Origin of the sequence: Vibrio sp. 10N.222.52.C12, assembly GCF_041474215.1 — a bacterium.
In the GTDB taxonomy this organism is placed as follows: domain Bacteria; phylum Pseudomonadota; class Gammaproteobacteria; order Enterobacterales; family Vibrionaceae; genus Vibrio; species Vibrio crassostreae_C.
Genome location: NZ_JBFRTR010000044.1, coordinates 1 through 12,235, shown reverse-complemented (window position 1 = coordinate 12,235; position 12,235 = coordinate 1). Strand labels below are relative to the sequence as shown.

Below are 12,235 nucleotides of genomic sequence, written 5' to 3'. Positions count from 1 at the left end.
TCTTTAAACCTATAACGGTATAAATAATAATGATTATCGATACGCATAAATTGTTGGGTTCGCTATTTTATCAAGCGACAAGTAAAGAACAGTTAATCACCATTGTCGAAGCTTTGGTTGAGAGCGAAGTACTCTCTGAAGAATGCTTGCAGGCATTAAGAAGCGAAGACGAAGATGCGCTCGCAGCAGAGTTCAGCCGCCTGTTTGAAGGCGTTGGAGACATGCCAGCTCCGCCTTGGGGTTCTGTGTACCTAGATAAAGACCGCGTTGTGTTTGGTGCTTCTACGGTTGAGTATCGCCAGTTTTTAGAATTGAATCAGATTGAATTAGACACTGGGTTAAGAGAGCCGGAAGATCAATTTGGTTTAATGTTATTCGCTCATGCGTATTTGTTAGAAAATAATAATATTAATTCAGCTGGTGAATTACTTGAGGGTCACTTATTAACTTGGTCTTCTGTTTATTTAGAAAAACTAAATAAAGCATCAGAGTTATCTTTTTATAAAAAGCTATCGGTTGATGTAATAGATTGGTTTAAGTACTTAATATCTGAATATAATTTAGACGTTGATACTAAAAAGTTATATATCGACTAATGTCTGAACAAATAAATTCAAATAGACGCGGTTTCTTAACTCGACTTTCTAAACCGGTTAAAGCAGCCGCGAATTATGAAGAGATATCACAGCGCTTGCATGCAAGACCGCCAAGAGCGGTCGATGAGGTGCTGTTTGAGCGTCTTTGCGACGGTTGTGGATTGTGTGAACAATCGTGTCCAAATAGCGTTATTGAGGTGCTAGAGGGCAGTGCGCTGCTGAATTTGGATTACAACAGTTGTTCTATGTGTAACAAATGCACTGAAGTGTGTCGGACCGGCGCACTTCATCCAACGGTCACGCCTTATATCGACCTCAAGCCGAGCTTTGCGGATAGCTGCAATAATTACATGCAAATGGACTGTTCAGCATGCCAAACGGCGTGTTCAGCTGGTGCAATACACATCGAAGTAGGAGAGTTGCCTACAGTGGACAAAGATAAGTGTAACGGCTGTGGAGAGTGCCGAAGCGCTTGTTATATTGGCTCTGTGACTCTTAACCTGACTCAGCAATAAACGTTTGGCTTTGTATGACACAAGCCAACAGGAAGATTTGGTTGAGTGATAGACGAGTCGCTTTAGATACCTAAAGACATAAATAGAAAAGGGTCCGCATTCCTAAAGGAAGCGGACCCTTTTTTGATTCTTATTGACGATATTCGAACAAAGTGACCTAAAGCCAGCTGGCTTATGCGCGTTTTTGCTTGTTTCTATGAATAACGTTACTCAGCGATAGCTCAGTCTTTGCTTTACAGATACAAGGCAATATCTCATTACCTTGCGTGTAAGCCATAGCAAAACCAACGTACTCGACCTCACCAGAATCCAACGTGCAGCGGCAAGCGCCACAGTGACCATCTCGGCAGTTGTATTCTGGCTCTAACCCAGCTTGTTCCATTGTTTCCAACAGAGTGTTTGAAGGGTTAGATTCAATTGAAGTCAGTTTGTTGATTTTGATTGTTGGCATTACAGCTCAAATCCTTCAAAGTCGTCAGCTTTTACTTCGTTGTCGATTTGGCCAACTAGGTAAGAACTGATTTCTGCTTCTTGTGGAGCAACTTGAACGTTATCTGAAGACAACCAAGCGTTGATCCATGGAATTGGGTTCGACGTTGCTGCTGGGTAAGCCGTACCTAGGCCAACAGCCTGCATACGGATGTTGGTAATGTACTCAACGTATTGGCAAAGAATGTCTTTGTTCAGACCAATCATAGAGCCATCTTTGAATAGGTATTCTGCCCACTCTTTCTCTTGCTCAGCCGCTTCTTTGAATAGGTCGAAACACTCTTGCTTACACTCTTCAGCGATCTGCATGAATTCAAAATCATCTTGACCATTGCGTAGCAAGTTGATCATGTGCTGTGTACCAGTAAGGTGAAGGGCTTCATCACGAGCGATTAGCTTGATGATCTTCGCGTTACCTTCCATTAGCTCACGCTCAGCGAATGCAAATGAACATGCGAAACTTACGTAGAAACGAATCGCTTCTAGTGCGTTTACAGACATTAGACATAGGTAAAGTTTCTTCTTCAGGTCGTGAAGTGAAATCTTAACGTCTTCGCCGTTGATGCTGTGGTTGCCTTCACCGTAGCGGTGGTAGTCAGCCGTTAGCTTGATTAGGTCGTCGTAGTAGAAAGCGATGTCTTTAGCACGCTTCAGAATCTCTTCATTTTCAACGATGTCGTCGAATACTACGCCTGGATCATTCACGATGTTACGGATGATGTGCGTGTAAGAACGAGAGTGAATCGTTTCAGAGAAAGACCAAGTTTCAATCCAAGTTTCAACTTCTGGTAGAGATACCAATGGAAGTAGGGCAACGTTAGGGCTGCGGCCTTGGATTGAATCTAGAAGCGTTTGGTACTTCAAGTTAGAGATGAAGATGTGCTTTTCATGCTCAGGAAGCTTGTTGTAGTCGATACGGTCGCTAGACACGTCTACTTCTTCTGGACGCCAGAAGAAAGAAAGCTGCTTCTCGATAAGCTTTTCGAAGATTTCGAATTTTTGTTGGTCGTAACGTGCAACGTTTACCGACTGACCCAAGAACATTGGTTCTTTTAGTTGGTCATTTTTTTGCTGAGAAAAAGTACTGTAAGCCATAAATGCCTCAAATCCTTTAAAGACCCGTAATAAAACGGACCCTGTTAATGCTTTAAACCCAGAGAAGATAACTCTTCTCTGGGGTCTTAATGTTTATTGCGGTTTAGATCTTACAACCGCCGCCTTCACAATCTTCTTCCGGCACTTGAACTGCATCGCCTTGGTCGTCTTTAGCACCATCACGAGTGTTATGGTAGTAAAGCGTCTTAACACCGTACTTGTACGCTGTTAGTAGGTCTTGAAGCAGCTTCTTCATTGGTACTTTACCGCTGTCGTAAACACTTGGGTCATAGTTAGTGTTTGCAGAGATAGCTTGGTCAACGAATTTTTGCATGATACCCACTAGGTGTAGGTAACCGTCGTTAGAACCAATGTTCCAAAGTAGCTCGTAGTTCTCTTTAAGATTTAGGAAATCTGGAACCACTTGCTTAAGGATGCCGTCTTTCGATGCTTTCACTGATACGTAACCACGTGGTGGCTCGATACCGTTAGTCGCGTTCGAGATTTGAGACGATGTCTCAGAAGGCATAAGCGCTGTTAGCGTAGAGTTACGCAGACCGTGCTCCATGATCTCTTCACGTAGAGAATCCCAATCGTAGTGCAGTGGCTCTTCACATACTAAGTCGATATCTTTTTTGTAAGTATCGATTGGCAGTAGGCCTTTCGCGTAGTTGGTCTCGTGGAAAGATGGGCAACGGCCTTGCTCTTTCGCTAGTTCAACAGATGCTTTTAGCAAGTGGTATTGAATTGCTTCAAAAGTACGGTGAGTCAGGCCATTCGCGCTGCCATCAGAGTACTTAACACCATTCTTCGCTAGGTAGTATGCGTAGTTGATTACACCTACACCTAAAGTACGACGGTTCATTGTCGACTTGTATGCAGCTGGAAGCGGGTAGTCTTGGTAATCAAGCAGTGCATCTAGAGCACGAACAACCAGCTCAGAAAGCTCTGCTAGGTCGTCCAGTTCATTGATTGCGCCAAGGTTGAATGCTGAAAGCGTACATAGTGCAATTTCGCCTTCGTCATCTTCTACGTTAGAAAGTGGCTTAGTAGGAAGCGCGATTTCTAGACATAGGTTCGATTGACGAACAGGTGCTACTTCAGAATCAAACGGGCTGTGTGTATTACAGTGGTCAACGTTCTGAATGTAGATACGACCAGTAGAAGCACGCTCTTGCATTAGCAGAGAGAAAAGCTCAACGGCTTTAACCGTTTCACGCTTCACTGAAGGATCGTTTTCGTACTTAACGTATAGCTCTTCAAAACGGTCTTGGTTTTCGAAGAACGCATCGTAAAGGCCAGGTACGTCTGAAGGTGAGAACAGGCTGATGTTGCCACCCTGAACTAGGCGAGAGTACATAAGCTTGTTCAGCTGTACGCCGTAATCCATGTGACGAACTCGGTTCTCTTCAACGCCGCGGTTGTTTTTCAGTACTAATAGAGACTGAACTTCACCGTGCCATAGTGGGTAGAATACCGTTGCTGCACCGCCACGAACACCACCTTGAGAACAACATTTTACTGCTGTTTGGAAGTATTTGTAGAAAGGGATACAGCCTGTGTGGAACGCTTCACCATTACGGATTTCAGAACCAAGCGCACGGATACGACCTGCGTTGATACCAATACCAGCACGTTGAGATACGTAACGAACAATTGAGCTTGCTGTCGCGTTGATTGAATCAAGGCTGTCACCACACTCGATCAGTACACAAGAACTGAATTGACGAGTAGGCGTACGTACACCAGACATGATCGGTGTAGGTAGAGAAATCTTAAACGTAGACGATGCGTCGTAAAAACGTTTGATGTAGTCAAGACGAGTCGATTTCGGGTATTTAGCGAATAGACACGCAGCAACTAAAATGTAAAGGAACTGAGCACTCTCGTAGATTTCTTTCGTTACACGGTTTTGCACGAAGTATTTACCTTCGAGCTGCTTAACCGCTGCGTAAGAGAAGTCTAAGTCACGTTTGTGGTCGATGTACTCGTCAAGCTCTTCGAATTCAGCTTTCGTGTAATCTTCCATAAGGTGGCTATCGTATTTACCCATATCAACCAGTTTTGCAACGTGGTCATACAGTGCAGGCGGCTCGTATTCGCCGTACGCTTTTTTACGTAGGTGGAATACAGACAGACGTGCTGCTAGATATTGGTAATCAGGAGTCTCTTCAGAGATTAAATCCGCTGCTGACTTGATGATAGTTTCATGAATGTCAGTAGTGGTGATGCCATCGTAAAACTGAATGTGAGCTTTCAATTCTACTTGTGATACAGAAACATTGTGCAAGCCTTCAGCTGCCCATGTAATCACGCGATGGATCTTCTCTAGATCGATCGTTTCTTTGCGCCCGTTACGCTTGGTAACAGTAAGTTGTTGGTTCATTCTGCTTAATTTCCCTAACAAAACTGAACAAGGCCGTGTTTTTGTGTATTTCTGTGTAATTTTTGTAAATTACGTTTCGGCTTTGTGATCTTGGTCTACCCATACATTGTAGTTCAAACACAACATATAGGGGTCATTTGTTTGTTGGGTTACAAGATAGTGCTACAACTGATATTTTTCAAGGTAAAGAAATGGGGTTGCTTGTGGATAAGTGGTGGATTGAAAAAAAACTGTAAGTGACCACTAACTGATGAGGTTATATGTGACTTGATTGTATAAAAGTCGGCTTTTAATGATGCTTTATTTTTGCACGCCCATAAAAAAAAATTCCTTGATCTTTGGCCAAAATGGGCGATTGATTTTAGGCGATTAAATTTAAATCGAGGTGGTCAAAATGGAAGCTAGCGCACGAAATTTAGACTGAAAAAAGTCGCAAAGTTATGGTAATTGCAACTCTTTTCATTCGTCTTTTTTACAAAAGGTTTTACGGTAGGGCTACCGATATTTTTTAGCCAAAGTTTTGCGTGTGGACGATGTAGTTTACGTCTACATTTGTGCCTAAACGATAAGTGTCCGTAAGAGGATTGTAGTGCAGCCCTGTAATCCCTAGTTCTTGCAGCGGAGTGTTATCGACCATCTTGATAAGTTCAGCAGGGCGAATGAACTTCTCGTGTTCATGAGTGCCTTCTGGAACGATCCTCAATAGCTTCTCTGCACCAACAATCGCAAACAAGTAAGATTTGAAATTACGGTTTAATGTAGAAAAGAACACGTGGCCGCCCGGTTTCACCAATTTCGAACAGGCAGTGATAACAGATTGTGGGTCAGGAACGTGTTCAAGCATTTCCATGCACGTTACCACATCGTACGTCTGTGGGTTCTGTTCTGCGTGGTCTTCGATAGTGCTCTGGATGTAATCGAGCTTGGTGCCAGTTTCCAATGCGTGAAGACGTGCCACTTCTAGCGGTTCTTTACCCATATCTAGGCCAGTGACTACTGCGCCCTCAACAGCCATGCTTTCAGCCAAAATGCCGCCACCGCAGCCAACATCGAGGACTTTCTTACCAAATAAACCTTCGGTCTTTTCTAGCACGTAATTTAGGCGCAGTGGGTTGATTTGATGTAGTGGCTTAAATTCGCCTTCTAGATCCCACCAGCGTGACGCCATGTCTTCGAATTTCTTGATTTCTGCTGGGTCTACGTTCTGTGATTTAGTCATAATCGGCATTTCCAAGTTAAATAATGCATCCATGAAATTGCAGGCATTATAACTTGCCTTTTCGCGCTGACCAGAAGATCTACAATTTTGCTAGTTTATTGGATGTAAAGTGACCATGTTTCAGCAAGATATGATGCGGAGGTGCAATTTCTCATCAATTGATTGGCTACAAGGGTCACAAGATGGTAAAAGGAGAGGGAAAGTGATGCCTCCGTAGGTAAATTTGTGTTATATTTTTCGGTCTTATACGTATTCAAAAATACGATCTGACTATAGAGGGAAAATGGCTCTATGAGCGATCTAGCGAAAGAGATCACGCCCGTAAATATTGAAGATGAGCTTAGAGGTTCATACCTAGACTACGCGATGTCCGTCATCGTTGGTCGTGCCCTTCCAGATGTGCGTGATGGCCTAAAACCTGTACACCGCCGCGTTTTGTTCGCGATGAATGTACTAGGTAATGATTGGAACAAACCATATAAAAAGTCTGCTCGTGTAGTAGGTGATGTAATCGGTAAATACCACCCACATGGTGATAGTGCTGTATACGATACTATTGTTCGTATGGCGCAACCGTTCTCACTGCGTTACATGCTAGTTGATGGCCAAGGTAACTTTGGTTCTATCGATGGCGACTCCGCGGCTGCAATGCGTTATACCGAAGTTCGTATGGCGAAAATTGCTCACGAGCTCCTGGCTGACCTTGATAAGGAAACTGTGGATTACGTACCGAACTACGATGGTACAGAACAAATTCCAGCAGTACTTCCTACAAAAATTCCTAACCTATTGGTAAACGGTGCTTCTGGTATCGCAGTAGGTATGGCTACCAACATCCCACCACATAACCTTGGTGAAGTTGTTGATGGCTGTTTAGCATTTATCAATAATGAAGATATCACTATTGATGAGCTAATGGACTATATCCCTGGTCCTGACTTCCCAACAGCAGCACTTATCAGTGGTCGTAAAGGCATCGTAGATGCTTACAAGACTGGCCGCGGTAAGGTTTACATGCGTTCAAAAGCGGATATCGAAGTAGAGAAGAATGGTAAAGAAACCATTATCGTTACTGAGATCCCTTACCAAGTAAACAAAGCTCGTTTGATCGAGAAGATTGCTGAACTGGTTAAAGATAAGAAAGTAGAAGGCATCAGTGCACTGCGTGACGAGTCTGATAAAGACGGTATGCGTATTGTTATTGAATGTAAGCGTGATGCAGTAGGCGAAGTGGTTCTTAACAACCTATACGCTCAAACTCAACTGCAAACGACTTTCGGTATCAACATGGTTGCGTTGAATAACGGTCAACCACAGTTGTTCAACATCAAAGACATGCTTAAGTGCTTCGTAGACCACCGTCGCGAAGTTGTGACTCGTCGTACTATCTTCGAATTGAAGAAAGCACGCGACCGTGCACACATCCTTGAAGCATTGTCTCTAGCACTTGCTAACATTGATGAAATCATTGAACTGATCAAGAGCGCGCCAACACCAGCAGAAGCTAAAGTTGGTTTAGTGTCTCGTGGTTGGGATCTTGGTAACGTTGCTTCAATGCTTGAGCGTGCAGGTACTGACGCAGCTCGTCCTGATTGGTTAGAAGACCAATACGGCATCCGCGATGGTCAATACTTCCTAACGGAAACACAAGCACAAGCAATTCTAGAACTTCGTCTTCACCGCCTAACAGGCCTTGAGCACGAGAAGATTCTAGACGAGTACAAAGCCCTTCTAGAAGAAATCGCTGAGCTAATGCACATTCTTGCAAGCACTGAGCGTTTGATGGAAGTTATCCGTGAAGAACTTGAAGCAGTACGTGAAATCTATGGCGACGAGCGTCGTACAGAAATCACAGCGGCAGTTCATGACATCGACATGGAAGAGCTGATTGCTCAAGAAGACGTTGTAGTAACGCTTTCTAACGCAGGTTACGTTAAGTACCAAATCCTAAGCGACTACGAAGCTCAGCGTCGTGGTGGTAAAGGTAAGAGTGCAACTAAGATGAAAGATGAGGATTACATTGAGCGTCTGCTTGTTGCTAATACTCACGATAACATCCTATGTTTCTCTACTCGTGGTAAGACATACCGTCTGAAAGTTTACCAACTGCCATTAGCAAGTCGTACTGCTCGTGGTAAGCCTATCGTGAACATTCTTCCTCTAGAAGAAGGTGAACGTATTACGGCTATCCTGCCAGTTTCTGAGTTCTCTAACGAGAAATTCATCTTCATGGCAACGGGTGACGGTACAGTTAAGAAGACATCACTGGATCAATTCGCAAACGTACGTGCTAACGGCCTAATTGCAGTTAACCTACGTGACGATGATTCACTGATTGGCGTTGACATCACTAACGGTGATAGCGACATCATGCTGTTCTCTAAATCGGGCAAAGTTGTTCGCTTTAACGAGGACAAAGTACGTGCAATGGGCCGTACTGCCTCTGGTGTTCGTGGTATGAAGCTTCCAGAAGACGATCAAGTAGTATCGTTGATTGTTCCTTCTAACGAAGGCGATATCCTAACTGTGACTCAAAACGGTTACGGTAAGCGTACTGAACTAGCTGAATACCCAACGAAAGGCCGTGCAACGCAAGGTGTGGTTTCTATCAAAGTCTCTGAACGTAATGGCCCAGTTGTTGGCGCTGTTCAAGTTGAAGAAGGCGACGAAATGATGATGATCACCGACGCAGGTACGCTAGTACGTACTCGCGTTGCGGAAGTGAGCCAAGTTGGTCGTAACACTCAAGGTGTAACACTGATTCGTACTTCTGACGACGAGAACGTTGTAGGTCTACAACGTATCGACGAAGTAGAAGAAGCTGAGGTTGTTGAAGGCGAAGCTGAAGTAGCAAACGCTGAAGCAGCAGTCGTTTCTGAATCAAGTGAAGAGCAAGCATCAGACGCTTCTGATAGCGAGCAAGACACTGAGTAATCTTTCACTTCTATAAATAGAAGTTGAGACAAAAAGCCGAGCCATTGTGCTCGGTTTTTTATTACCTAGAATTTGGCTGTGACTTGTTTAAAAGCCAATAGCTAAACCTCGATCAATATTGTTTTAGTGAGAAAAAGGTACAGTAAAGCGTCAATGAAAGGAGAATGGAATGGATATCTGGTTACTGATTGCTTTGCTGCTAATGAGCCTATTTCTAGTGGCAATCGTGATCGCATCAAACAGAAAAACCAGTCATCTTAAAGGCAACCTCCTTATTTCATGTGTGGCGATATTAGCCAGCATTCTGGTTTGGTCTCAGATGAAACAAGAAGCCCCTCAACTTACTTCAAGTGACGACAGCAGCTATACAGCAACAGATTTCCAAAATGAACTTCAGCAGAGCCTGGAGCAAGACCCTAATCAATCAGACCTTTGGTTTAAGCTTGGTGGTGTTTATATGCAGAAAGGGGAGTTTGATGCTGCATTTACCTGTTACGACTATGCGATTCGTTTAGACCCACAGGCGCCTTCAGGGCTTTATGCAGCTAAAGCGAGCGCCTTGTATTACCTAAGTTCACAGGCGATGAGTGATGATGTGAAAGTGCTCTTAAATCAATCCATGGAGCTTGATCCCAACGATCGTACGGCATTGATGTTGATTGCGACCGATCACTTCATCAGCATGCGCTATCAACAAGCGATTGATGCGTGGACTCAAATTCTCGATTCTAACCAGAAAGGCATTGATCGTGTCTCTATCATCCATTCGATCAACCAAGCTAAGCAAATGATCCGTTAAACGGGCACTATCTGTAATTTCGAGATTATTTGCTTTCTTGCATCTCAATTAAACCGCCAGCGTTGTGGATCTGTGTAAACCCTTGAGCTTTCAAATACTGGTAAGCTTGTCCTGAGCGGTTACCACTGCGGCAATACAAAACGATAGGTTGAGCTTTGTCTATGCTGGCAAAGTGCGTAGCGACTTCAGAAAGAGGGTAGTTAATCGCATTGTCCAGATGACCTTGCTTGAACTCTCCTGGTGTCCTGACATCAACGACCAGCGCACCTTCCTCAATCATTTCCCACCCTGTTTCTGCTCGTTCTGAGGCGTGAACGCCTGAACTGAGTAGTGCAATACATAATGCCGAAAGCGAAAGTAAGATTTTCATTGTTTATTCCTTGAATTGGCGAGCGGATCGGGGGGGCGATATTGATGTGTCTTCCCCAAAACCTAAAAAAACCAGCCACACAACAATAGTGTGACTGGTTTTTACGTAATGGTCTAATTGAAGAAACTAGTATTCGTAGTTGGCTTCACGCTTTTCAGCTTGCTCTTCCCATTTAGGAACAACAGTGTCTAAGAAGTGTTGTTTCTCAGCGTTCATCTTATCCATGTCCATTCCAAGCGCTTTTTGAGCTGCTTCTTTTGTCGAGATATCTGGAATCTCGATTGGATCGGTGATGCCTTTCTTCGCCAGTAGACGAACAATCTTAGTTCGAGCATCGGCTGCGCGGTCAACGGCAGTACCTAGCACTTCTAGAGCGATTTCAGGTGCATGCATATGAATGCCGTGAGATGCAATAGCGTAGTCCCAACGCCATTGAGCGTGACGGATATCCAGTAGGATAGGCTCCATCTCTTGCTCTGTCGCACCCGCTTCCCATGCCGCGCCTGCTTCAAAGTGAGCAGCTACGATTTGTTTCTCAGCAGTCAGCTTCATGTTCAGAACTTGCGCTTTGCGGCTTGAAACGATGTTACGCATGGTTTCTTTCGATTGAGTGTGACAGTTTGCACACGTATCTTCGAAGCGGTCGAATGGGTTACCCACTTTATGGTCGGTATAAACAGTGCCATCTTCTTTGGTAACTTTCGGCATATGACAGTCAGCACAAACGACTTTGTTCTTACCATGGATGCCTTCGCGCCATGTTTCAAAACCTGGGTGCTGTGCTTTCAGCATTGGTGCTTTCGATACTTTATGCGTCCAATCTTTAAAGTTGATTGCATCATAGTAGCGTTCCATGTCGCCAACGGTTGTACCTTGGTCCCAAGGGAATTTCACACCTTTGGTTGGCCCTGTGAAGTAGTATTCCACGTGGCACTGAGCACAAACAGATGCTTGTTGGTCTAAGCGGCTTTGTTCATCAAACTTTTTACCAATCGTTTCAAATGCACGTTCAACGTAAGGACGAGTCACCTTAAGAGCTGGTTCACCATTTTTAAAGCCTTCGCTTTTGGTATCGTGACAGTCTGAACAGCCAATAGGGTTAATGATCTCGTTGCCAAGACGCGCCCACTTACCTTCGAAGTAACCATCTTCGCCACGTTCTTCAATAACACGTGCTACGTCTGGGCTCTTACAGCTCCAACATGCCATTGGCATTGGGCCTGAGCTTTCGTCTGTTGGGCCGCCAGTACGAAGCGTTTGTCGTACATCGTCAATCGCATAAAAGTGACCACGTGCCTTGTTGTAATCTTTTGCGAAGCCGTAGCCAGCCCACATGATAACCATGTTGGGATCTTCTTTTAGTGCATCTTCTATGGTTTCGCTTTCTGAAGTCTGTCTCCATGAATGATATTGATCTGGGTGGTTTTGCTCGAACTGGTCGTTACGAGGATCGCCAATTTCTTTTTGTTCAGACGCAGCAAAACTGGTCGTGCTTGCTAGTGATGCGCTAACCATTAATAGTGCTGTGACCGAATTACGTATCCAATGCTTTTTCACAGTGATATCTCCAATATACTGATTCTTATACCAAGCGTTGTGAGTTTGCTATTCAAATTAAGAACTGGAGAATTCCTGTTTATATTAATTCATAAACAAACACATTTTGTTACGTGTTGGATATAGCTTGTCTTAGATCAATTAATGGTAGTGACTTCAATCACGTTGAAGTTTATATACCCCTAAAGGGGTATTGGTGGGCAGTATTATTAAAATTTAATTGAGAATTATTATCATATATAACAATCAATTACCTAAATTGACCATGATATAAA

Annotated in this window: 10 protein-coding genes; 4 read left to right on the top strand and 6 right to left on the bottom strand. The window is 43.9% G+C overall.

The annotated features are described in order from the left end of the window. The first annotated feature begins 29 nt into the window (after positions 1 to 29). Complete coding sequence (locus AB4623_RS08345) at positions 30 to 596, top strand: molecular chaperone TorD family protein (protein WP_372146152.1); 567 nt, start codon at positions 30 to 32, stop codon at positions 594 to 596. Further along, complete coding sequence (napF, locus tag AB4623_RS08340; protein ID WP_372146151.1) at positions 596 to 1,111, top strand: ferredoxin-type protein NapF; 516 nt, start codon at positions 596 to 598, stop codon at positions 1,109 to 1,111. The genes AB4623_RS08345 and napF overlap by 1 nt, the downstream gene beginning before the upstream one ends. A gap of 172 nt (positions 1,112 to 1,283) precedes the next feature. Here the strand turns inward: napF and yfaE are convergent, their stop codons facing one another. From yfaE to ubiG, 4 genes are all read right to left on the bottom strand, one after another. After that, entirely contained in the window at positions 1,284 to 1,562 is a 279-nt protein-coding gene (gene yfaE, locus AB4623_RS08335; RefSeq protein WP_010438115.1) for a class I ribonucleotide reductase maintenance protein YfaE, read from the bottom strand. Beyond that, positions 1,562 to 2,695 carry a class Ia ribonucleoside-diphosphate reductase subunit beta gene (nrdB, locus tag AB4623_RS08330; RefSeq protein WP_017063554.1) on the bottom strand — a complete coding sequence of 378 codons (1,134 nt, stop codon included), beginning with the start codon at positions 2,693 to 2,695 and terminating at the stop codon, positions 1,562 to 1,564. Before nrdB ends, yfaE begins: the two co-directional genes overlap by 1 nt. 103 nt (positions 2,696 to 2,798) lie before the next feature. After that, positions 2,799 to 5,081: a class 1a ribonucleoside-diphosphate reductase subunit alpha gene (nrdA, locus tag AB4623_RS08325; RefSeq protein ID WP_017060992.1), complete on the bottom strand. Its 2,283-nt coding sequence runs from the start codon at positions 5,079 to 5,081 to the stop codon at positions 2,799 to 2,801. 508 nt (positions 5,082 to 5,589) lie between these two features. Next, positions 5,590 to 6,333 (bottom strand): bifunctional 2-polyprenyl-6-hydroxyphenol methylase/3-demethylubiquinol 3-O-methyltransferase UbiG, encoded by a 744-nt coding sequence (gene ubiG / locus AB4623_RS08320; protein ID WP_372100990.1) that lies wholly within the window; start codon positions 6,331 to 6,333, stop codon positions 5,590 to 5,592. Between the two features lie 258 nt (positions 6,334 to 6,591). Here ubiG and gyrA point away from each other — a divergent pair, with 258 nt between their 5' ends. Continuing rightward, positions 6,592 to 9,234 carry a DNA topoisomerase (ATP-hydrolyzing) subunit A gene (gyrA, locus tag AB4623_RS08315; protein WP_017072500.1) on the top strand — a complete coding sequence of 881 codons (2,643 nt, stop codon included), beginning with the start codon at positions 6,592 to 6,594 and terminating at the stop codon, positions 9,232 to 9,234. Positions 9,235 to 9,403: 169 nt separating this feature from the next. Further along, complete coding sequence (locus AB4623_RS08310) at positions 9,404 to 10,033, top strand: tetratricopeptide repeat protein (protein ID WP_017066842.1); 630 nt, start codon at positions 9,404 to 9,406, stop codon at positions 10,031 to 10,033. 25 nt (positions 10,034 to 10,058) lie between these two features. On the opposite strand, the gene AB4623_RS08305 is transcribed toward AB4623_RS08310, so the two are convergent. Together AB4623_RS08305 and nrfA are read right to left on the bottom strand one after the other, a co-directional pair. Continuing rightward, positions 10,059 to 10,403, bottom strand: coding sequence for a rhodanese-like domain-containing protein (locus AB4623_RS08305; protein ID WP_372135818.1), 345 nt, complete (start codon positions 10,401 to 10,403; stop codon positions 10,059 to 10,061). A 126-nt stretch (positions 10,404 to 10,529) separates the two neighbouring features. Then, positions 10,530 to 11,960, bottom strand: coding sequence for an ammonia-forming nitrite reductase cytochrome c552 subunit (gene nrfA / locus AB4623_RS08300; RefSeq protein WP_181258323.1), 1,431 nt, complete (start codon positions 11,958 to 11,960; stop codon positions 10,530 to 10,532). Between the last annotated feature and the right edge of the window lie 275 nt (positions 11,961 to 12,235).

Excerpts from the sequence above, each read along its gene's own strand:
- AB4623_RS08345 (WP_372146152.1), top strand. The coding sequence starts at position 30 with ATGATTATCGATACGCATAAATTGTTGGGTTCGCTATTTTATCAAGCG.
- napF (WP_372146151.1), top strand. The coding sequence starts at position 596 with ATGTCTGAACAAATAAATTCAAATAGACGCGGTTTCTTAACTCGACTT.
- yfaE (WP_010438115.1), bottom strand. The coding sequence starts at position 1,562 with ATGCCAACAATCAAAATCAACAAACTGACTTCAATTGAATCTAACCCT.
- nrdB (WP_017063554.1), bottom strand. The coding sequence starts at position 2,695 with ATGGCTTACAGTACTTTTTCTCAGCAAAAAAATGACCAACTAAAAGAA.
- nrdA (WP_017060992.1), bottom strand. The coding sequence starts at position 5,081 with ATGAACCAACAACTTACTGTTACCAAGCGTAACGGGCGCAAAGAAACG.
- ubiG (WP_372100990.1), bottom strand. The coding sequence starts at position 6,333 with ATGGATGCATTATTTAACTTGGAAATGCCGATTATGACTAAATCACAG.
- gyrA (WP_017072500.1), top strand. The coding sequence starts at position 6,592 with ATGAGCGATCTAGCGAAAGAGATCACGCCCGTAAATATTGAAGATGAG.
- AB4623_RS08310 (WP_017066842.1), top strand. The coding sequence starts at position 9,404 with ATGGATATCTGGTTACTGATTGCTTTGCTGCTAATGAGCCTATTTCTA.
- AB4623_RS08305 (WP_372135818.1), bottom strand. The coding sequence starts at position 10,403 with ATGAAAATCTTACTTTCGCTTTCGGCATTATGTATTGCACTACTCAGT.